The 20737-nt window shown below is 70.4% G+C and carries 16 protein-coding genes and 1 pseudogene; 3 read left to right on the forward strand and 14 right to left on the reverse strand.

Annotated elements, in window-relative coordinates; genetic code table 11:
* Positions 1-131 precede the first annotated feature (131 nt).
* Both ACWGKQ_RS19280 and ACWGKQ_RS19285 read left to right on the forward strand, forming a co-directional pair.
* Positions 132-1343, forward strand: a pseudogene (locus tag ACWGKQ_RS19280) (globin domain-containing protein).
* 55 nt (positions 1344-1398) lie between these two features.
* Positions 1399-1821, forward strand: coding sequence for a hypothetical protein (locus tag ACWGKQ_RS19285; protein ID WP_453293122.1), 423 nt, complete (start codon positions 1399-1401; stop codon positions 1819-1821).
* A 468-nt stretch (positions 1822-2289) separates the two neighbouring features.
* On the opposite strand, the gene ACWGKQ_RS19290 is transcribed toward ACWGKQ_RS19285, so the two are convergent.
* Positions 2290-2625: a pyridoxamine 5'-phosphate oxidase family protein gene (locus ACWGKQ_RS19290; RefSeq protein ID WP_453293123.1), complete on the reverse strand. Its 336-nt coding sequence runs from the start codon at positions 2623-2625 to the stop codon at positions 2290-2292.
* A gap of 886 nt (positions 2626-3511) precedes the next feature.
* Between ACWGKQ_RS19290 and ACWGKQ_RS19295 the strand changes: the two genes are divergently transcribed.
* Positions 3512-4090, forward strand: a complete 579-nt coding sequence (locus tag ACWGKQ_RS19295) for an Rv1733c family protein (RefSeq protein ID WP_453293124.1) — start codon at positions 3512-3514, stop codon at positions 4088-4090.
* Between the two features lie 738 nt (positions 4091-4828).
* Here ACWGKQ_RS19295 and ACWGKQ_RS19300 read toward each other — a convergent pair.
* From ACWGKQ_RS19300 to ACWGKQ_RS19360, 13 genes are all read right to left on the reverse strand, one after another.
* On the reverse strand, positions 4829-5962 hold the full coding sequence (locus tag ACWGKQ_RS19300; RefSeq protein ID WP_453293125.1) for a PIN domain-containing protein: 1134 nt from the start codon (positions 5960-5962) through the stop codon (positions 4829-4831).
* 301 nt (positions 5963-6263) lie between these two features.
* The gene (gap, locus tag ACWGKQ_RS19305; protein WP_453293126.1) at positions 6264-7277 is read right to left on the reverse strand and encodes a type I glyceraldehyde-3-phosphate dehydrogenase; all 1014 of its coding nucleotides are present in this window, start codon (positions 7275-7277) and stop codon (positions 6264-6266) included.
* A 31-nt stretch (positions 7278-7308) separates the two neighbouring features.
* Positions 7309-9693 carry a phosphoketolase family protein gene (locus ACWGKQ_RS19310; protein WP_453293127.1) on the reverse strand — a complete coding sequence of 795 codons (2385 nt, stop codon included), beginning with the start codon at positions 9691-9693 and terminating at the stop codon, positions 7309-7311.
* Between the two features lie 129 nt (positions 9694-9822).
* On the reverse strand, positions 9823-10695 hold the full coding sequence (locus ACWGKQ_RS19315) for a universal stress protein (RefSeq protein WP_453293128.1): 873 nt from the start codon (positions 10693-10695) through the stop codon (positions 9823-9825).
* A gap of 5 nt (positions 10696-10700) precedes the next feature.
* On the reverse strand, positions 10701-11723 hold the full coding sequence (gene adhP / locus ACWGKQ_RS19320; RefSeq protein WP_453293129.1) for an alcohol dehydrogenase AdhP: 1023 nt from the start codon (positions 11721-11723) through the stop codon (positions 10701-10703).
* A 30-nt stretch (positions 11724-11753) separates the two neighbouring features.
* Complete coding sequence (locus ACWGKQ_RS19325; protein ID WP_453293130.1) at positions 11754-12659, reverse strand: universal stress protein; 906 nt, start codon at positions 12657-12659, stop codon at positions 11754-11756.
* Between the two features lie 148 nt (positions 12660-12807).
* A complete protein-coding gene (locus ACWGKQ_RS19330) occupies positions 12808-13437 on the reverse strand; it encodes a DoxX family membrane protein (RefSeq protein WP_316781549.1) in 630 nt (209 codons plus the stop codon).
* Between the two features lie 141 nt (positions 13438-13578).
* On the reverse strand, positions 13579-14310 hold the full coding sequence (gene pflA, locus ACWGKQ_RS19335) for a pyruvate formate-lyase-activating protein (protein WP_453293140.1): 732 nt from the start codon (positions 14308-14310) through the stop codon (positions 13579-13581).
* Positions 14311-14315: 5 nt separating this feature from the next.
* On the reverse strand, positions 14316-16574 hold the full coding sequence (pflB, locus tag ACWGKQ_RS19340; protein ID WP_453293131.1) for a formate C-acetyltransferase: 2259 nt from the start codon (positions 16572-16574) through the stop codon (positions 14316-14318).
* A 107-nt stretch (positions 16575-16681) separates the two neighbouring features.
* A complete protein-coding gene (locus ACWGKQ_RS19345) occupies positions 16682-17605 on the reverse strand; it encodes a carbamate kinase (RefSeq protein ID WP_453293132.1) in 924 nt (307 codons plus the stop codon).
* A 3-nt stretch (positions 17606-17608) separates the two neighbouring features.
* The gene (gene argF, locus ACWGKQ_RS19350) at positions 17609-18610 is read right to left on the reverse strand and encodes an ornithine carbamoyltransferase (RefSeq protein ID WP_453293133.1); all 1002 of its coding nucleotides are present in this window, start codon (positions 18608-18610) and stop codon (positions 17609-17611) included.
* Positions 18611-18622: 12 nt separating this feature from the next.
* Positions 18623-19828 (reverse strand): arginine deiminase, encoded by a 1206-nt coding sequence (locus ACWGKQ_RS19355; protein ID WP_453293134.1) that lies wholly within the window; start codon positions 19826-19828, stop codon positions 18623-18625.
* 70 nt (positions 19829-19898) lie between these two features.
* Positions 19899-20737, reverse strand: an 839-nt coding sequence (locus tag ACWGKQ_RS19360) for an APC family permease (protein WP_453293135.1), incomplete at its 5' end; no start/stop codon positions are given.

Here is a 20737-nt window from a genome sequence, read left to right on the forward strand (position 1 = left end):
TCGGCCCCTCTTCGGACCACCGCCCTCGTACGGCGCCGAAACAGGGTCAGGCGCCTGCTACACAGAGATCGCCGCCCACATCGATGCGGCTCCCTCTTCCCTTTCAAGTCGCCCTTTCCGGGAGGTCTTCCATGCTGTCCGCAGAATCCGCCGCCCTCGTCCGGGCCACCCTCCCCGCCGTGGCCGGAGCCTCGACGAGATCACCACCCGCTTCTACGCCACGATGTTCCACGGCCGTCCGGAACTGCTCGACGGCATGTTCAACCGCGGCAACCAGGCCAGCGGCGCACAGCGCCAGGCCCTCGCCGGATCGATCGCCGCCTTCGCGACCGCGCTGCTCGACGAGCCGGACACCCGCCCGGACACGCTCCTGGCCGGATCGCCCACAAGCACGCCGCGGTCGGCGTCACGGACGACCAGTACACGATCGTGCACAAGTACCTGTTCGGTGCGATAGCCGAGGTTCTAGACGAGGCGGTCACGCCGGAGGTGGCGGCCGCCTGGGACGAGGTCTACTGGCTGATGGCCGGCGCCCTGATCGCCCAGGAGGCCCGCCTCTCCAGGACGCGGGCGTCCGGCAGGGCAAGATCTGGCGTCCCTGGACGGTCGTCGAGCGTCGCACCGAGACCCCCGACGTGATGTCCTTCCTGCTCCGCCCGGCGGACGGCGGACCGGCGCCGCGGGCCCGCGCGGGCCAGAACGTGAGCGTCCGTCTGCGCATGGCCGACGGGGTCCGCCAACTGCGCCAGTACAGCCTGTCCTCGGACCCGGGCGGAGATCTGCGGCGGATCACCGTGAAGCGGCTGGCAGGCGAGGCCACCGGGCCGGACGGCGAGGTCTCCGCCCTGCTCCACGACCGCGTCCGCGAGGGGGACGAGCTGATGCTGTCCGCGCCGTTCGGGGACGTCTTCCTCGACGACCCGGCCGACGCCACGCCCCCGCTCGTGCTGGTCTCGGCAGGCATCGGCTGCACGCCCATGACCGGCATCCTGGCCCACCTGGCCGCCCTCGGCTCGACCCGTCCGGTGCTGGTCCTGCACGCCGACCGTTCCCCCGGCGACCACGCACTGCGCGCCGAGGCACACGACCTCGTCGGACGGCTTCCGGGTGCCCGCGCCGTCTTCTGTTACGAGCGCCCCGGAGCGGAGGAACCCGACGCCCGCACCGGTCTGATGAACCTGGACGGCATCCACCTCCCTGACGGATCAACGGTGTTCCTGTGCGGCCCGCTCCCCTTCATGCGCGCGGTACGCGGACAACTGCTCGCCGCCGGGGTGCCCGCACGGCGCATCCGCTACGAGGTCTTCGGCACCGACCTGTGGCTCCCCGGCACCGCGGCCTGAATCACGCCGAACGTTCGAGTCCCCCAGCATTCCGATGTCCGATGGAGGAACACCCATGACCACCGACCACGCCCAGGCGACGCCCACCGTGCGGCTGCGTTCCGACGGCCCCGTGGACGAAGCGACGCTGGCGTACGCCCGTACGAAGATCGACGCCGTCGTGAGCAGGCCGGGACTGCCGGCCGTCACGGGAGTCGTGCGCATCGTGCGGGCGGCCGCTCGCCACGCCGACCACCCGTGGCTGGCCACGGCCGACCTGCACGTCGGCGGTCGCCAGGTGACCGCCCAGGCCGAGGAGGCCACGGGCACCGAGGCCGTCGACCGGCTCCAGGACCGGCTGCGCGGCCAGATCGACAAGGCCGCCCACTCCTGGGACGACGGCGACCGGAAGGCGACCCCGCCGTGGCGCGGCGGAACCCGGCGGTCCCGCCGCGAAGCCGACCCCGGCAGCGCTGCGGAGGTCTCCCGCACGGCCTGAATCCGCGGTAGGCACAGACCTGGTCGGCGACGACGCGCCGACCGGGGCAGACACCGACGCGACCCGCTACCAGACCGAACGGCCCCACCGCGTGACCAACAGCCCACAGACCCGACCCCGGACCGCAGCAAGACCCAGGAAATGCGGTTCGTGATCGATCGGCGCGAACGAGGAACTGTGTGATGGCGAAGGCCTAACTGGTGGGCAGCGGAATCGCAACGCCCCAGCCGTCTCCGTGACGATCCGTCCCCGCTCGCTGGTACATGCGCAGGCGGATGTTGCTCCCCCTCCGACAGCACGCGGAGGAGCATCTCGGACAGCACAGGCTCCCGACCGGCCCGGTCGGCTGCATCCGGGCCGCTGACGACGGGACCCGACGAACTCTCCTGCACTCGTCAGTCCTGGAACGGTCCGGAAGCCTGCGGTCGGGGGCCACCGGTCCCCGGCCACTCTGAGTCAGGCCCCTGATCAGACCGAGATCCGGCGTCCCGTGACCGCGAACGGATCGATACGCACCCACAGGTCGCGACGACCGCCCGCCCATGGGGTGCTGCTGGCCTGTTCCGCCAGTCGGAGCTGCTCGCCGAGGTACGTCACCAGGTGTGCGTGTCCGCGTACCAGCACGCTCCAGCCCTGGCTGAACACGTCGTCGATACGGTCCACCTCGAAGGCGACCGGGCGCCTGGACGCCAGCGACGGTGTCGCACCGCGGACGGTCCGGAAGGCGATCGTCCCGTCGACGACGCTGTAGTTGACCGGCACGATCACCGGCCCCAGGGCCGTGGACACGGCGAGCCGTCTCACCCCCGTGAGTCGAGAGCAGGTCGCCGCACTCGGTCCTGCTGAGTTCGATGAACTCGGGGGCGGGCGCGGCGTGTCCGGTACCCGGTGGAAGGGCGAACACGTCGATGAGGTTGGCGATCAGCTGCCCTGGGGGTCCCGGGCATCGGCCACGGTGTCGGAGGCGAGCCGCCCTGCGGCTTCCAGCCGGGACTCGGCCAGATCGACGGCGACGGTGCCCGGCACACGTGCCCGTCGGGCACTCCCACCTCGTTCGAGGTGGGGAAGGCGTCCGCCGGTAGTGCGGGCGCGGACTACCCAGGGCCGTGGAAGACGTGATCCCTCATGACACTCCTCACCTTCCGCCCGTCGAGTGCCAAGCGAGCGAGATCGCCCCACAGATCCCAGCTTGACCAGCGACAGTGCGCGCCGCTTGGGCCGGTCCGGACCCTGTCCCCCGCCAGACGGACCCCTACCGTCGCCCGGTGCCGCAGCGGGCCCGCGAGTCCTGTCCGACCTGCCCAACAGGGACTTTTCGGGCCGTGGGCTCGGTGGGCCGCTCGGTGGCGAGCAACACGGGGTCCCAGGGGCCGGGCAGCAGGCGGGTGGCTGGTGACCATCCGAAGCGGGTCAGTGCGACCTGCAGGTTGAACACTCAGCCTCCTGCGCCGGACCGCTCGCGCTCTGCCCCTGCAGTCATCGACACCCCCGCCCCGCCGCCGGCAGAAGCCGATGGATATGAGCGGGAGTCCGACAGATCTCGTCGCCTCCTGGGCTAAACGGCCCTGTCCGCTTGCGGAGTTGGTCCCGAGCGGCCTCTCTGCGGCACCTGGTCGGCCCATGTCGCGGCAGGGTCGCGGCTGTCATCTTCGGACGTGTCGCCACGACGACGAGAAGGAGGTGCGGACCGATGCCCAGGACCGGGTACTCAAGGAAACTGCTGTGGCGGTGGCGGAACAATCCGCTGCGGCGGCGCCATGACATCGTCGAGGCGTGGATCGTGCTGGCCACGTGGACGGTCGTCGCTGTGGGCGGCACCGTCACCGGACTGGTCACGGCCCATACCGCGGACGATATGTTCGCGCGGCAGCGAACGGAACGGCATTCCGTCCGAGCCGAGCTCCTGAACGACGTCCCGCGCAGCACAGGCGCGCTCGGCGGAACCGATCGCCGGTCGGCGTCGGTGCGCTGGACGACACCCGACGGTTCGATCCGCACGGGCAGGACGCTTGTGAGCACGGGGCTCAAGGCCGGCACCAAGGTCACGGTCTGGCAGGACGGCCAGGGCCAGCTCGCCCTCGCGCCGACGGGCTCCGCGGAGGCCGCAATCGAGTCCGGGTTTTTGGGTACCACGGCCGCGCTCGCACTCGCCGGACTGGTGTTCGGCGCCGGTGCGGTGGCCCGGTGGCGGCTCGACTGCCGCCGCTTCGACGAATGGGACCGGGAATGGGGTCTGGTGGGACCGCGATGGGGCCACAAGACCAGCTGAGTTAGTCACGGATCAGAGGCTCCGGGCCGAGGGACGGCCTGGGGCCTCGCCATGTGTCCGCAGCCCGGGTCTGCCCCGAGTGCCCGACCTCCGCGGGCCGTTCGACCTCTGCCGGTAGGCGACGGCACGCTCCCGGCTGAGCCGTGAAGGGACCTGTCCGCCGCACCGGAAAACGGACTGTCCGGCTGCGGGCGGGGCTGGTCGTCGGCGGGCAGGACCTCGCGGGCCAGCGCCGCCGGTCCTCGGCCGGCGCCGCCTTCCCCGCCGCTCGGTGGCCCGGTAGACGCGGCGGGTACGGACGCCGACCACCCGTGCTCAGGGACCAGCAGGCCGTCCGACCAGTGCAGCGTGGGGTACAGCGCGCCGAGGCTGATCTGGCAGCCCTGGCCGGCCAGTTCCTCGGCCATCCACGCGCCATGGATCTCCTCCTGCACCGCGTGGTGCAGGATGTGCAGCCGCATCGTGCCCCGCTGAAATCCCTCACCGGCGTCCACCGCCTCCCCGACTGCCACCACCGAAGATGACGAATCCGATACCGGGCCCCGATACGACGGGTGCTCGGTGACGGACCGCCCGGCATGCCCGCAAGCCGACGGTCAGGCGGCCTGGCCAAGGCCCGCGGTTGATGCCCTCGGTCAGGTACGACGAGATGCTGGCCAGGCCCGTCGGGACCGATCGTCCAGCACTCTTCCAGCAGCCGCTGACCGATCTCGTCGATGGCCAGGGCGTTGCGGAAGATCACCGCTCGTCAATTTGCATCCTGACCAGCCTCAAGGGAGCGGATTCAGCATGCCGGACGAGTGCCCAGCCGATGCCCTGGTCACCTGGATCGACGAGCTGAAGCGTGTCACTGACAGCCGGAGCCCCTGCAGAGACGACTTCGGCCGACCTGGCGCGAGCGTCTTGGACCTCCAGAAGAACAGTCGTTTCGAAGGCGAAGTTGATTTCCTCGGCCCAGACGGTCTCAGCGGATTGACCTTGGAGATGTTCAAAGATCTTGGCGCCCTGCCAGTCCAGCTGTGCACTGACCCAGATACGGTCTTCGACCCGGTAGGTGCGGTGTTTCTTGAGACGCCTCAGTTTCAGAAGTATTCCGGACGACTTGAAGTATCCACCAGGGTCGTCGACGTCAGATGACAGAGCTGGCAGAAGGCGGAAGAACAGGGAACCGCCCATCAAGGCAATGTTGACTGCGTGGGCGACGACCGGGCCGTTGAGTAGTTCCTCAAGGTTCTCAGGAGCCTCGACGGGCTCGACCCGCTCACTGAGCAGCTGTTCGATACCTCCGGGCAGCAGTCGGAGCCTCGTGGCCTTCTCCCCGAGTTTCTGTTCGGCCTCTTCGCGGAGCAGAGGATGGAAGTCGCTCTTGCCGAAGTCACCGTCCATACTGAGGAACCAGACGTCTTCGTCGTGCGCAGCCGCTGTTTCCAGAAGGGTGAGCCAGATCGTGACATCGCGAGCTCCGGTGGCTTTGACCGGCTTGCCGTTGGCGCCCCAAACCTGGTTTGCGGGTGGCTGCCGATTCGCTTCCCGTTTGAGTGCCTCTTCCGCTGCTCCGGCAGGAGTTGGCAGGATGGTGAAGATCTCTTCCAGAGCACTGCGCCGTCGGTCTGCAGCCTCGTCAGCTGATAGGCCGCTCACGTGTGACGTCAGATCTTGGCCGTAGGTTTTGTCGAGCATGGAGAGCGCTTTGCGTGCGTCGCGGATGGCCAACTCGACATCGTGCCGGTGATGGGCCGTGTGCTCAACGGCAACCATTTCGGGTATGGCTAGAGATAGCTTATGTATTTCTGCGATTTTGCGGAGCATTCCCAGAATCGCCCCGTGAGGGAACGCCGCTGCATCGAGCTGGTTGGTGTCGAGAACGATCACAGGTGCCCCTGGCGCGGTATACAGGTGGTGCGTGCCACGATGTGTGCAACGGTCGGCATGCCGAGGTCAACAGCTTGCCCGCTGCGCGCGACTTGTGCCTCAGGTTGAGAGACTTTCACCTCGGCGAGCCCCAGGTCGGTGTCCAACCGGGACAGCCGTAGCAGCAGTCGTTCCAGTTCTTCGCGGTCGACGGGATGCTTCCGTTCGCGCCCGGCAACAGCGGGAGCGGACCGGGGCCGGTCGGCCCTCACGCCTGAGCCGACCGCCCCTTCCCCCGCTGCGCGGGGCCCGGCCGCGCGGGTCAGTCGTCCGCCACCAGGGCCGTGAGGTCCAGGAGCCGGTTGGTGTAGCCCCACTCGTTGTCGTACCAGCCGAAGATCTTGGCCAGGGTGCCGTTGGCCTGGGTCAGGGCCGGGTCGAAGACGCAGGAGGAGGGGTCACCGATGACGTCACGGGAGACGATCGGGGCCTTCGACACCCGCAGGATGCCGTTGAGCGGTCCCTCGGCGGCCGCCTCGAACACGGCGTTGATCTCGTCCACGCTCGCCTCCCGGCTGAGCACCACCGACAGGTCGGTGAGCGAACCGTCCTCCACCGGTACCCGAACCGCGATCCCGTCCAGCGCCCCGGCCAGCTCCGGCACCACCAGCCCCACCGCGCGGGCGGCACCCGTGCTGGTCGGGATGATACTCAGGGCCGCCGAGCGAGCCCGCCGCAGGTCCTTGTGCGGGCCGTCGAGCAGGGACTGGTCGTTGGTGTAGCCGTGGATCGTGGTCATCACGCCGCGCTCGATACCGAAGGCGTCGTCGAGGACCTTCACCATCGGGGCGACACAGTTGGTGGTGCAGGACGCGGCGGAGACGATCCGGTCCTGATGCCGGTCGTAGGAGGCGTCGTTGACGCCCATCACGATGGTGGCGTCGACGTCCTTCCCCGGCGCCGACAGCAGCACGGTGTGGGCGCCCGCCTTCAGGTGCAGGGCTGCGGAGTCCCGGTCGCGGAAGCGGCCGGTGGACTCGACGACGATCCCGGCGCCGTAGTCCGACCAGTGCAGGGCGGCCGGGTCCCGCTCCGCGCTGACGGCGATGCGCCGGCCGTCCACCGTGATGGAGCTGTCGTCGTGCAGGACGTCGCGTCCGATGTGCCCGAACGTCGAGTCGTACTCCAGCAGATGGGCGAGGGTGGCGGGGGAGGTGACGTCGTTGATCGCGACCACCTCGACGTCCTGCGTGCCCGCCTCGGCACGGTCCAGGGCTGCGCGCAGGTAGGTACGGCCGATGCGGCCGAAGCCGTTGATGCCGACACGTACGGTCATGGCGGTGAACTCCTTACAGGGTTGGTGGTGCTCAGGCGTTCCAGGTCCAGTCGGCGACCTCGGGCAGGTCGGTGCCGTGCTCGCGGATCCAGGCCTGGTGGCGGGTACGGGCATCGGCCATCTGCTGACGCACGGCGGCGGCGCGCACCGCGAGGCCGGGGACGCGGTCGATGACGTCCATGACCAGCCGGTAGCGGTCCAGGTCGTTGCGGACCACCATGTCGAACGGCGTGGTGGTGGTCCCCGACTCCTTGTAGCCGCGCACGTGCAGGTTCCGGTGGCCGGTGCGGCGGTAGGCGAGGCGGTGGATCAGCCAGGGGTAGCCGTGGTAGGCGAAGATCACCGGTTTGTCGGCGGTGAACAGGCCGTCGTACTCGAAGTCGGTCATGCCGTGCGGGTGTTCCTCGCGCGGCAGCAGCCGGGTCATGTCGACCACGTTGACCACGCGGACGGCGAGTTCCGGGAGGTGGCGGCGCAGCAACTGGGCGGCGGCGAGGATCTCCTGGGTGGGCACGTCACCGGCGCAGGCGAGGACGACGTCGGGCTCGCGGGTGCCGTTCTCGGTGCCGGCCCACTCCCAGATCCCGGCGCCGCGCGCGCAGTGCACGCGGGCCTGGTCCATCGACAGCCAGTCGAAGCAGGGCTGTTTGCCGGCCACGATGACATTGACGTAGTCGCGGCTGCGCAGCGCGTGGTCCGCCACCGAGAGCAGGGTGTTGGCGTCCGGCGGCAGGTAGACGCGGACGACCTCCGGGCTCTTGTTGAGGACGTGGTCGACGAAACCGGGGTCCTGGTGCGAGAAGCCGTTGTGGTCCTGCCGCCACACGTGTGAGGTCAGCAGGTAGTTGAGCGAAGCGATCGGGGCGCGCCACGGCAGCTCCCGCGATGTCTTCAGCCATTTGACGTGCTGGTTGACCATCGAGTCGACGATGTGCACGAACGCCTCGTAGCAGGAGAACAGCCCGTGCCGGCCGGTGAGGAGATAGCCTTCCAGCCAGCCCTGGCAAGTGTGTTCGGAGAGGATCTCCATCACCCGGCCGTGCCGGTCCAGGTGTTCGTCCACCGGGAGGTACTGAGCCTGCCAGGCCTTGCCGCTGACGTCGAAGACGGCCTGGAGCCGGTTGGAGGCGGTCTCGTCGGGCCCGACCAGCCGGAAGTCCCTTCGCTTGCCGGTGTCCTTCATGACCTGGGCGAGGAGGTCGCCGAGGACCCGGGTGGGCTCGTGCAGGGTGCTGCCCGGCTTGTCGACGGGGACGGCGAAGTCGTCGAGGTCGGCGATGGGCAGGTCCCGGACGAGCAGACCGCCGTTGGCGTACGGCGAGGCGCCGAGCCTGCGGGGGCCCTCGGGAATCAGGCCCAGGACGTCGGCAACGGGGCGTCCGTCCGGGCCGAAGAGTTCCTCGGGCCGGTAGGAGCGCAGCCAGGCCTCCAGCTGCCGCAGGTGCTCGGGGTTCTCCCGGACGCCGGCCAACGGCACCTGGTGGGCCCGCCAGGTGCCTTCGACGGGGACGCCGTCCACCTCGGCCGGACCCGTCCAGCCCTTCGGCGTACGCAGCACGATGACGGGCCAGTGCACGCGCTCGGCGACCCCGTCCTCGCGTGCCGTGCGCTGCATGACGGCGATCCGGTCCAGCGCGTCGTCCAGCGCGGCGGCCATGGCGCGGTGGACCTCGTGCGGGTCGTCGCCCGTGACATGGATCGGGTCGTGGCCGTAGCCGCGCAGCAGTGAGTCGAGTTCGGCCTCGGGCAGGCGGGCCAGCACGGTCGGGTTGGCGATCTTGTAGCCGTTGAGGTGCAGGATCGGCAGCACGGCGCCGTCGTTGACCGGGTCGAGGAACTTGTTGGAGTGCCAGGAGGCGGCCAGCGGCCCGGTCTCCGCCTCGCCGTCGCCGATCACGCAGGCGACCAGCAGGTCCGGGTTGTCGAAGGCGGCGCCGTAGGCGTGCGCGAGGGAGTAGCCGAGCTCGCCGCCCTCGTGGATCGAGCCGGGCGTCTCCGGGGCCACATGGCTCGGCACACCACCGGGGAAGGAGAACTGCCTGAAGAGCCGGCCCATCCCCTCCCCGTCGCGCGACACGTCCGGGTAGGTCTCGCTGTAGCTGCCCTCCAGCCACGAGTTGGCCAGCACGGACGGACCCCCGTGGCCCGGCCCCCACACGCACAGCGCGTCCAGGCCGCGGGCCTTGATCACCCGGTTGAGGTGGGTGTACACGAGGTTCAGGCCGGGCGCGGTGCCCCAGTGGCCGAGCAGCCTCGGCTTGATGTGCTCAGGCTGCAGCGGCTCTGTGAGCAGCGGGTTGGACATCAGGTAGATCTGGCCCGCCGCGAGGTAGTTGGCGGCACGCCAGTGGGCGTCCAGGGCGCGCAGTTCGTCGTCGGAAAGTACGGTGGCGTCCTGGTGTTCGACCGTGGACATGGATGACACTCCGGAAGTCGTCTTTGTGAAGGCCGCCAAGGGGCCTTGGCGGCCGAAGAGTTCAGCGGGTGGCCCAAGCGGCACGGTCGGCGAGAAGGCGGCCGGTCGCTGAGCAACCGGCCATCGCGCTCACGCCTGTTCGGGTACGACGGCCACCGGGCAGGCGGAGTGGTGCAGCACCGCGTGTGCGACGCGCCCGAGTTGGAGTCCGAGGTGCTCCGGGTTGCGCCGGGCGCCCACCACCAGCAGGTCGGCCTCGTGGGAGGCGGCCAGGAGCAGTCGGCGGGCCGGACCCTCGACCGTACGCGAACGCACCTTCACATCGGCAGGTGCGTCCTTCAACGCGTCCGCGAGGACCTCGGCGGCATGCTGTTCGTGCAGCCGCGCAGGTTCACCGGCGAGCAGGGGGTGGTCGGTGGTCTCGTAGGCGGGGCACCGCCAGGCCCGTACGGCGTCCAGGGTCGCGCCACGCAGCCTCGCCTCCTGGACGGCGAAGCGCAGGGCGGCGGAATCCGTCCCGTGCTCGCCGACGCCCAGGACGACGCGGCCGTGGTCTTCTGCGCGGACCTGGTTGTCGTGACTGCCGCGCAGCACAATCACCGGGCAGGCCGCGTGGGCGGCGACGGCCAGGCTGACCGAGCCGAGCAGCATGTCGACGAATCCACTGCGCCCGCGGGTGCCGAGCACCAGCGCGGAGGCGCTGCGGCTCTCGTGCACCAGCGCGTACGCGGGTTCCTCGGGCAGCACCTCGGTGGAGATCTTGACATCGGTCTGGCGCAGGTGGGCCCGTTGTGCGGCGGTCCGGACGATGTCCTCGGCCATGACCTGCTCCGACGGCTTGCCCAGGTCCTTGGCCAGTGAGGAACCCTCGTACCGCTCCCAGAGAGAGGCGTACACCAGCCGCAGCGGTGCCCCGCGCAGGGCGGCCTCGTCGGCCGCCCAGTCGACGGCCCGCAGGCTGGGCTCGGAGCCGTCGACGCCGACGATGAGGGGGAGGTCCATCGTCGTCACCGCCCCGCGCTCATGTCGAAGACGATCCGGGCCTTGACCTCGCCGCGCAGCACCTCGTCGATGGACTCGTTCACGGAGGTCAGGGGTCGGGTCTCGCAGATCACCTGGGTCTGTCCGGCCGCGTGCAGCTGGAAGACCTCGGCGAGGTCCTGGCGAGTGCCGACGATGGAACCGATCACGCTCGTGCCGTTCAGGACGGTGTCGAAGATCGGGACGCGGACCGTGCCGTGCGCGGGGAGCGCCACCATCACCAGCTTGCCGCCACGCCGCAGGCCTGAGTTGACGGCCTCGAAGGCGGCGTCGTTCACGGCGAGCGCGATCGCAGCGTGCGCGCCGCCGTGCCGCTTGAGGACCTCGCCGACGTCGTCCTTGCGGGCGTCGATGACGAGGTCGGCGCCGAGCGCGGTGGCGAGTTCGAGCTTCTCGTCGGTGACGTCGATGGCCGCCACCGTAGCGCCGGCGATCTTCGCGTACTGCACGGCGAGGTGGCCGAGCCCGCCGATCCCGGAGATCGCGACGAGCTGGGTGGGCCGGACCTCGGCGACCTTGAGCGCCTTGTACGTCGTCACGCCGGCGCAGGTCAGCGGGGCTGCGTCGACGGCGCTGACGCCGTCGGGCACGGCCTGGGCGAAGTCGGCCCAGGCGAGCATCTTCTCGGCGTACCCGCCGTCGCACCCGTAGCCGGTGTTGACCTGCTGCTCGCACAGGGTCTCCCAGCCGGACAGACAGTGCTCGCACCGCCCGCAGGCCTTGCCCAGCCACGGCACGGCGACCCGCTGCCCGACGGCCAGGTGGGTGACGCCCTCGCCGAGCTTCTCGACGAGTCCGACGCCCTCGTGTCCGGGGACGAACGGCGGATTCGGCTTGACGGGCCAGTCGCCGTGCGCGGCGTGGATGTCGGTGTGGCACAGCCCGGAGGCCTCGACACGGATCCGGATCTGTCCGGGGCCGGGCTCGGGGTCGGGGCGCTCCTCGATGACCAGGGGCTCGCCGAAGGCTCGTACGACCGCTGCCTTCATGGTGGTTCCTCCTCGGAGTCTCGGTGTGGGTCAGTCGTGGGGAACGACGGCGACGGGGGCGGTGGAGTGGTGCAGCACGGCGTGCGTGACGTGGCCGATGTGAGTGCCGAGGGGATTGCGCCGGATGCGCCGGCCGACGACCACGAGGGACGCCGTCTGTGCCGCGTCGACGAGGAGCACGGCGGCGCTGCCGTAGCTGGACTCCTCCCCGACCTCGACGTCCGGGTACTTCCGCCGCCAGGGGCGCAGCACCTCGGCGAGCGCGTCCTGCTCGCTCAGGGAGAGCGCTTCGTGCAGGGGCGGATTCACGGGCATCCCGTATGCGTAGTACGGCGGCGGGAACCAGCCGTGCACGACGCGCAGGGAAGTGGCGCGGAGCTTTGCGGCCTCGAATGCGAATTCGATCAGCGTTTCGTCAGGGTGGTCGGTGTCCAGGCCCAGGACGACGGGCCTGAAGGGTGCCGTGGCAGAGGGGACTCCCGCCGGGTCCGTCTCGTGCTCGTCGACGGCCTGCTCCCCGGCCCTGACCAGGACCACGGGTCGCCCGGTGTGGGCCACGGCGCTCAGGCCGGCTGAGCCGACCAGGAAGCCACCGATGCCGCCCAGGCCGCGCGAGCCGAGAACGAGCAGTTCGGCGTCCTTCGCCGCCTCGGCGAGCACGTCACCCGGCGTGCCCGACAGTTGCTCGACGGTCACCTCGACGCCGGGGTGGCGCCGGCGGAGCCCGTCGGCGGCTTCGCGCGGTATTCGTTCGGTCCAGTGCTGCTGGGTCTCGGCCCCGACCAGCGGCGCCTGCGCCATCGGCTCGGGGACCGGTTCCCAGACATGGACGATCTTCAGGGCCAGGCCGCGCAGCTTCGCCTCACGGGCTGCCCACTCCGCGGCGGCCCGGCTCTCCGGCGATCCGTCCAAGCCGATCGTGATGGTTCCGGGCATGATCTCTGCCTCCTGGGGCGGGGGACGCGATTCCAGCGTCGTCTTCGGGGGTCTCTTCGGGCAGGGGCCACTGGTCCCCAATCGGGTCCGGCCGTCCCCTGTGCGGCACAACGCGGTGGGCCGGGAGCGGCCCACCGCGTCCGGTCGGTCAGCGCAGCCAGCCGTGGTCGCGGACGACCGGCAGCCTGGCCCAGAGCCGACCGAGGCCCAGAGCGTCGCCGGCAGCAGCGGCGGCCAGGACGATCAGGGCCAGGGCGTAGATGACGTGGTAATCGACGAAGGGGTTGGTGGACATGCTCAGCGAGCCGTCGGAGAGGTGCTTGGCGGGCGGCCACTCGGCGATCCACATCAGCGCCATCATCACGGTGCCCGCGACGGCGGCGAGCCGCAGCGCGACCCCCGCGACCAGAGCGAGGCCGATACCGAGCAGGCCGAGCATGAACAGCCAGTCGGCCCAGGTGTCGCCGGCCCACGAGTGGAAGGTGGACTCCATGGGCCCCGCGGCGACGGAGCCGAGGAAGCCCTTGGTGGGCGAGCCGCCGTCGATCCAGCCCTTGCCGGACGGTGTGGCGTAGCCGAAGCCGAAGGTCTTGTCGAGGAACGCCCACAGGAAGACGAACCCGGTGAGCAGGCGCAGGGAGGCGAAGGCGAAGGCCCGCGCGGTGTGCGTGTCGGTGGGTGCCGACACGGCCGACTCGGATGCGGAGGCGTTCCGGTTCCCGCGGAACGACGGCAGGTGGAAGCCGGAAGTCCGGTGCGGGTGCTCGTGCACGGCCATGGTCGTGATTCCCTTCGGGGCGGTCGGGGTGTTTTCTGACGTCACTTACTCTCGTGCCGGACACCGGACACCGCCCGATGCCGAAGGTCTGTCGCCATGGGGCTGAACGGCCCTGCCCTCAAGTCCTGTTGGGACCGGCGATCAGTAGGCCGCCACGCCGTGCTCCCGGAAGCGGGCACGGACCTTCTCGGTCAGGTCGGAGTCGGGGACCGGGTTGTCGCGCAGTGGGAAGGGGATCCCGAGGGCGTCGTACTTGGCGGCGCCGAGTTTGTGGAAGGGCAGTACGTCGACCCGCTCGGCAGTGCCTAGGCCCGCGACGAAACGGGCCAGGGCGTCCACGCGTGGCAGGTCGTCGGTCCAGCCGGGGACCAGGACATACCGGATCCACATCGGGACGCCGAGGCGGTCGAGACGGGTCGCGAAGTTCAGGGTGGGGGCGAGCTCACCGCCGGTGAGGGCGCGATAGGTGGGGACATCGAAGGACTTGATGTCCAGGAGGACCAGGTCGGTGTGGGAGAGGAGTTCGTCGGTGGCGCGGGCGCCGAGGAAGCCGGAGGTGTCGAGGGCGGTGTGCAGGCCGGCCTCCTTGCAGCGGCGCAGGATCTCGCCGGTGAAGGCGGGCTGGAGGAGCGGTTCGCCGCCCGTGAGGGTGACCCCGCCGCCGGCCGTGGTGATGAAGGCGCGGTACCTCTCGATCTCCGCCATCACCTCGTCGACGGTCGTCTCCTTGCCGTCGCGCATGTGCCAGGTGTCCGGGTTGGCGCAGTACAGGCAGCGCAGCGGGCAGCCGGAGACGAAGAGGACGAACCGGGTGCCGGGACCGTCCACGCCGGTGGACAGGTCCCAGGAGTGGATCCGGCCGGTCGCCGTCATCGTGCTCACAGTGATCCGTGGAAGGTGCGGCTGATCACGTCCAGCTGCTGCTCGCGCGTCAGGCGGACGAAGTTGACGGCGTATCCGGAGACCCGGATGGTCAGGTCCGGGTACTTCTCCGGATGTTCCATCGCGTCCTCCAGGGTGGCCCGGTCGAGGACGTTCACGTTCATGTGGAAGCCGCCGGCCGCCGTGTAGGCGTCGAGGATGCCCACCAGGTGGCCCGCGCGTTCGGCCGGGTTGTGGCCCAGGCCCTCGGGCGTGATGGTCGTGGTCAGGGAGATGCCGTCGCGGGCCTGTTCGTACGGCAGCTTGGCCACCGAGAGGGCCGAGGCGGCGACGCCGTGGCGGTCGCGGCCGTTCATCGGGTTGGCGCCGGGGGCGAAGGGCTGTCCGGCCTGGCGGCCGTCGGGGGTGTTGCCGGTGTGCTTGCCGTAGACGACGTTCGAGGTGATGGTGAGGACCGACTGGGTGTGTTCGGCGTTGCGATAGGTGGGGTACTGGCGCACCTTCGCCATGAAGGACTCCACCAGGCCGACGGCGATGCTGTCGGCGCGGTCGTCGTTGTTGCCGTACGCCGGGAAGTCGCCCTCGGTCTGGAAGTCGACGGCGAGTCCGGTGGCGTCCCGGAACACCTTCACCCGGGCGTGCTTGACGGCGGACAGGCTGTCGGCGGCGACCGAGAGGCCGGCGATGCCGCACGCCATGAAGCGGTGCACGGGGTAGTCGTGCAGGGCCATCTCGACGCGTTCGTAGGCGTACTTGTCGTGCATGTAGTGGATGACGTTGAGCGCGTTGACGTACGTCCGCGCCAGCCAGTCCAGGACGTGGTCGTAGGCCGCCGACAGTTCCTCGTAGTCGAGGTACTCCCCCGTCAGCGGGGGCGCCGAGGGCGCGATCTGTTCGCCGGTCATCTCGTCGCGGCCGCCGTTGACCGCGTACAGCAGGGCCTTGGCGAGGTTGACCCGGGCGCCGAAGAACTGCATCTGCCGGCCGACCTGCATCGCCGACACGCAGCAGGCGATCGCGGTGTCGTCGCCGGTGCGCGGGCGCAGCAGTTCGTCGGACTCGTACTGGACGGCGCTGGTGTCGATCGACACCCGGGCGCAGAACTCCTTGAAACCGGCGGGCAGTCGGGGCGACCACAGCACGGTCAGGTTGGGTTCGGGGGCAGGGCCGAGGTTGTACAGGGTCTGCAGGAACCGGAAGGAGGTGCGGGTGACCAGGGTGCGGCCGTCGGCCCCCATGCCGCCGATGGACTCCGTCACCCAGGTCGGGTCGCCGGAGAACAGGGCGTCGTACTCGGGGGTGCGCAGGAACCGGACGATCCGCAGCTTGATCACGAAGTCGTCGATCAGTTCCTGGGCGCGCGTCTCGTCGAGGACGCCGTCCGCCAGGTCCCGCTGGAGGTAGACGTCGAGGAAGGTGGAGGTGCGGCCGAGCGACATCGCGGCGCCGTTCTGCTCCTTCACGGCGGCCAGGTAGCCGAGGTAGAGCCACTGCACGGCCTCGTGGGCGGTGGCGGCGGGCCGGGAGACGTCACAGCCGTACGTCGCCGCCATCCGTGCCAGCTCGCCCAACGCCCGGATCTGCTCCGCGAGTTCCTCCCGGTCACGGATCACCTCGGTGCCGGACCCGCAGGCGTCGAGCTTGGCCCGCTCGACCTTCTTGGCCTCGACCAGCCGGTCCGTGCCATAGAGCGCCACGCGCCGGTAGTCGCCGATGATCCGGCCACGGCCGTAGGCGTCGGGCAGCCCGGTGATGACACCGGCCTTGCGGGCGGCACGCATCTCGGGCGTGTACGCGTCGAAGACGCCGTCGTTGTGGGTCTTGCGGTAGGTGCCGAAGACCCGGGTCACGAACGGGTCGGCCTCGTAGCCGTACGCACGCAGCCCGTTCTCCACCATCCGCAACCCGCCGTTCGGCATGATCGCGCGCTTGAGCGGGGCGTCCGTCTGAAGGCCGACGATCAGTTCCCGGTCGCGGTCGACGTAGCCGGGCGCGTGCGAGGTGATCGTGGACGGGGTGGCGGTGTCCACGTCGAGGATGCCCCGGCGGCGCTCCTGCGGGAACAGCGCGCTGACCTTCGCCCAGACCGCACGGGTCCGGTCGGTGGGTCCGCTCAGGAACTCCGGGCCGCCCTCGTACGGCGTGTAGGTGGCCTGGATGAAGTCGCGGACATCGATCCGCTCGCGCCAGCGCGTCCCTGCGAAGCCACGCCAGGCGTCTGTCGTGCGCTTGCCGGCTGTCATGGTTGCGGTCATCGTCAGTCCTCTCCCGATCTCTCACCTGGAATGCTTCTCGCTCACCGCGCTCGCCGGGAGTGCCGCCCGGTCCCCCGGACCGGGGCCAGACGGCCCTGCTCGGCCGGTCACCCGCCGTCGAGGTCAGGGCGGACGAGCGTGCCCGAGCGGGCGTGGACGATCTCGTACGCCGCGTCCAGGGCGCCGATGGCGGCCAGTCCCCCGGTCCGCTCCACGAAGCGGGCGGCCGCCTCCGCCTTGGGCCCCATGGAGCCCTCGGGGAAGCCGGCGCCGCGCAGCTCGTCCGGGGTGGCGTCGAGCACCGGGCGCTGGTCCGGGGTGCCGTAGCCCGAGTACACGCAGGGCACGTCGGTGAGGATGAGCAGGAAGTCGGCCTTGAGCTCCTCGGCGAGCAGGGCGGCCGTGAGGTCCTTGTCGACGACCGCCTCCACGCCGGTGAGGGCCCCGGAGTCCCGGTCGGCGGTGACGGGGATGCCTCCGCCGCCGGCGCAGATCACCAGCGTGCCGCCGTTGAGGAGTTCGTGCAGGGTCTCGGTCTCGACGATGCCCTGCGGGACCGGGGAGGGCACGACGCGGCGCCAGCCCCTGCCGTCCAGCCCCATGCGCCAGCCGCGGCGGCGTGCGAGGGCCTTGGCGACGTCCTGGCCGTAGACCTGGCCGACGAACTTGGTGGGCCGCGCGAAGGCCGGATCGTCCGCCCGGACCAGCGTGTGGGTGACCAGGGTGGCGATGCGGCGGCCGGGCAGGGCGTTGTGCAGGGCTCGGGCCAGCAGGGCGCCGATCATGCCCTGGGTCTCGGCGCCCAGCATGTCGAGCGGGTAGGGGACGGTCAGCGCCGGGTCGGTCGCGCTCTCCATGGCGAGCAGACCGATCTGCGGACCGTTGCCGTGGGTGATGACCAGTTCGTGGTCGTGGGCGAGGGCGGCCAGGGCGGTGACCACCCGGTCGACGTTCTCCTGCTGGACGGCCGCGTCGGGGCGGTCGCCCCGGCGCAGCAGGGCGTTGCCTCCGAGGGCGACGACGATACGCATGGGTCAGTCCTCCAGGGTGGCGACGAGCACGGCCTTGATGGTGTGCAGCCGGTTCTCCGCCTGGTCGAAGACGATCGACGCCGGGGACGAGAAGACCTCGTCGGTGACCTCCAGGCCGTCCAGGCCGTGGGCGTCGTAGAGGTCCCGGCCCAGGTGGGTGCTGCGGTCGTGCAGGGCCGGCAGGCAGTGCATGAACTTGACGTCCGGGTTGCCGGTGGCGGCCAGCGTCTTGTCGTTGACCTGGTAGGGCAGGAGCAGTTCGATGCGCTCCCGCCAGGTGCCGGCGGGCTCGCCCATCGACACCCAGACGTCGGTGTGCAGGAAGTCGGCACCGCGTACGGCGGTCTCGACGTCCTCGGTGAGGGCGATGCGGGCGCCGCTGCGCTCGGCGAGCGCCCGGCACCGGGTGACCAGGGCGCTGTCCGGCCACAGCGCGCGGGGGGCGGCGATGCGGACGTCCATGCCGAGCAGGGCGCCCATGGACAGCAGCGAGTTGCCCATGTTGTTGCGGGCGTCGCCGAGGTAGCAGTAGGCGATGTCCTGCAGTGGCTTGGCGCTGTGCTCGTGCATGGTCAGGACGTCGCACAGGCTCTGGGTGGGGTGGGCGGTGTCGGTGAGGCCGTTGTAGACGGGGACGCCGGAGCGGGCGGCGAGTTCGGTGACGATCGACTGGGCGCTGCCCCGGTACTCGATGGCGTCGAACATGCGGCCGAGCACGCGGGCGGTGTCGGCGATGGACTCCTTGCCGCCGATGTGGGTGTCACCGGGGCCGAGATAGGTGGTGCGGGCGCCCTGGTCGGCGGCGGCGACCTCGAAGGCGCAGCGGGTGCGGGTGGAGGTCTTCTCGAAGATCAGCGCGAGGTTCCGGCCGGTGAGCCGCGGCCGCTCGGTGCGGGTGCGCTTCTCGGCCTTGAGGTGGGCGGCGAGGGTGAGGAGGTGGTGGATCTCGGCGGCGGTGAAGTCGAGTTCGCTCAGGTAGGAGCGGCCTCGCAGGTCGACGGTCATGGTGATGTCCTGTCAGTTGGCCGGGTCGCGCTGGATCGGGCAGCTCATGCAGCGCGGTCCGCCGCGCCCGCGGCCGAGTTCGGCACCGGCGATGGTGACGATCTCGATGCCCTGCTTGCGCAGGTAGGTGTTGGTGGTGACGTTGCGCTCGTAGCCGACGACCACGCCGGGCGCGACGGCGAGGAAGTTGCTTCCGTCGTCCCACTGCTCGCGCTCGGCGCCCCGGATGTCCTGCGGGGCGGAGAGCATGCGGACCTTGTCGAGGTCGAGGGCCTCGGCGAGCGCGGTCGCCAGGTCGGAGTCGGCGGTGACGTCGAAGCCGGTCTCGCGGGTGTCGCTGGGCAGCAGCGTCCAGGAGCGCAGCGAGTCGGCAAGTCCCGGGTAGATCGTGAAGGCGTCGCGGTCGACCATGGTCAGCACCGTGTCGAGGTGCATGAAGGCGCGGGTGGCGGGCAGTTGGACGGCGATAAGCCGGTTCGCGGTGCCGTCGGCGAACAGCCGGGCGGCCAGGTTCTCCACCGCCTGCGCGGTGGTGCGCTCCCCCATGCCGACCATGACAGCGCCGTTGCCGAGGACGTGGACGTCACCGCCCTCCAGAGTGCCCGCCACACCGTCCAGCAGCGCTGTGCCGGCGAACAGCGGATGGAAGCGGTAGATGGCCTCGGCGTGCAGGCTCTCGCGCCGCCGGGCCTGCTTGGCCATCGGGTTGACCGAGAGACGGTCGTAGATCCAGCAGGAGTTGTCGCGCGGGAAGAGGTGGTTCGGCAGCGGCGCGAGCGCGAAGTCGTCCGCGTCGAGCGCGTTCCAGACCAGGCTGTGCGGGGGCGCGAGCGGCAGGTCGCTCTTGAGGATGCCGCCGATCAGGTAGCCGGCGAGCGTCTCCCCGTCGAGCTCAGCGCAGAGTTCACGCACGGGGTCGACGAGGGCGGGGCCGACGCCGGCCGGGGTGACGACCCGGTCCAGGAGCCAGTCTCGGGCCTCGGGGGTGTTGAGGGTCTGGGCGAGCAGATCGGCGAAGTAGTGGACGCGGGCGCCGTGGTCGCGCAGCACCTGGGCGAAGGCGTCGTGTTCCTCGCGGGCCCGCTTGGCCCACAGGATGTCGTCGAAGAGCAGGGCGTCGACGTTGCGCGGGGTGAGGCGGGCGAGTTCGAGGCCGGGGCGGTGCAGGATCACCTGGCGAAGGCGGCCGACCTCGGAGTCGACGTGAAACGTGTTCATGGCCTTGATTCCTCTGGCGTGGGGTGGGGGGCGGGCCTGGACGGGGGGCTGTCAGTCCAGGTGACGGCGGTCAGTCCTGGTGGCGGTGGGCGTTCCGCTTACGTGGGCCGCCGACTCGGTTGGTGCCCAGTCCGCGGGAGATCCGCTTGGCCGGTGCCGGTGCCGCTGTCTCGGGGGCTCGCTCTTCGCGCGGAGTGCGGGCGGCGGGGATCGCCGCGTTCGCTTCGCCGTAGGTGCCCTGGCTCCGCTTCAGCCAGACGTAGACCGGCAGGCCCAGCAGCAGCACGAACAGGCCATAGTAGACGGTTTGGTAGCCGCTGCCCTGGATCGACCAGTAGGAGAAGGCCATCGCGACGGCGGCGACGGTCACGTCCCGGGCCAGTCGACGCGGGCTGAGGCTCTCGCGCCCGCGAACCAGCAGCCAGTACAGCTGGGCGGCGGCGGAGAACAGGTACGGGATCACCGCGGTGAGCACACTCAGCAGCACGATCTTGGTGAAGACGTCCTCGAAGCGGGTGTAGCTGAACACGGTGATCAGCGAGGCCAGGACGGTGGAGGCGATGATGCCGAAGGCCGGCACGCCGTTCTGCCCGCGGAGCTTGGCGAAGGCGTCGGGGAAGAGGCCGTCGCGGGCGGCGGCGTACGGCATCTCCGCGCACAGCATGGTCCAGCCGTTGAGCGCGCCGATGCCGGAGACGATCGCGGCGACGGCGACGGCGTTCCCGGCCCAGGTGCCGCCGAAGATGTTGTTGGCGGCGTCGGTGAACGGCGCAGTGGAGGAACCCAGTTCGGCGTGCGAGACGGTGCCGAAGACGGCCAGGGTGCCCAGGATGTAGATGACGGCGCAGACGAGCGTGCCGTAGACGGTGGCACGAGGCACGTTCCGCTCCGGGTCACGCACCCGGCCGG

It is taken from the genome of Streptomyces sp. NPDC054770 (assembly GCF_053611985.1).

Excerpts from the sequence above, each read along its gene's own strand:
- ACWGKQ_RS19285 (WP_453293122.1), top strand. The coding sequence starts at position 1,399 with ATGACCACCGACCACGCCCAGGCGACGCCCACCGTGCGGCTGCGTTCC.
- ACWGKQ_RS19295 (WP_453293124.1), top strand. The coding sequence starts at position 3,512 with ATGCCCAGGACCGGGTACTCAAGGAAACTGCTGTGGCGGTGGCGGAAC.
- gap (WP_453293126.1), bottom strand. The coding sequence starts at position 7,277 with ATGACCGTACGTGTCGGCATCAACGGCTTCGGCCGCATCGGCCGTACC.
- ACWGKQ_RS19310 (WP_453293127.1), bottom strand. The coding sequence starts at position 9,693 with ATGTCCACGGTCGAACACCAGGACGCCACCGTACTTTCCGACGACGAA.
- ACWGKQ_RS19315 (WP_453293128.1), bottom strand. The coding sequence starts at position 10,695 with ATGGACCTCCCCCTCATCGTCGGCGTCGACGGCTCCGAGCCCAGCCTG.
- adhP (WP_453293129.1), bottom strand. The coding sequence starts at position 11,723 with ATGAAGGCAGCGGTCGTACGAGCCTTCGGCGAGCCCCTGGTCATCGAG.
- ACWGKQ_RS19325 (WP_453293130.1), bottom strand. The coding sequence starts at position 12,659 with ATGCCCGGAACCATCACGATCGGCTTGGACGGATCGCCGGAGAGCCGG.
- ACWGKQ_RS19330 (WP_316781549.1), bottom strand. The coding sequence starts at position 13,437 with ATGGCCGTGCACGAGCACCCGCACCGGACTTCCGGCTTCCACCTGCCG.
- pflA (WP_453293140.1), bottom strand. The coding sequence starts at position 14,310 with ATGACGGCGACCGGCCGGATCCACTCCTGGGACCTGTCCACCGGCGTG.
- pflB (WP_453293131.1), bottom strand. The coding sequence starts at position 16,574 with ATGACCGCAACCATGACAGCCGGCAAGCGCACGACAGACGCCTGGCGT.
- ACWGKQ_RS19345 (WP_453293132.1), bottom strand. The coding sequence starts at position 17,605 with ATGCGTATCGTCGTCGCCCTCGGAGGCAACGCCCTGCTGCGCCGGGGC.
- argF (WP_453293133.1), bottom strand. The coding sequence starts at position 18,610 with ATGACCGTCGACCTGCGAGGCCGCTCCTACCTGAGCGAACTCGACTTC.
- ACWGKQ_RS19355 (WP_453293134.1), bottom strand. The coding sequence starts at position 19,828 with ATGAACACGTTTCACGTCGACTCCGAGGTCGGCCGCCTTCGCCAGGTG.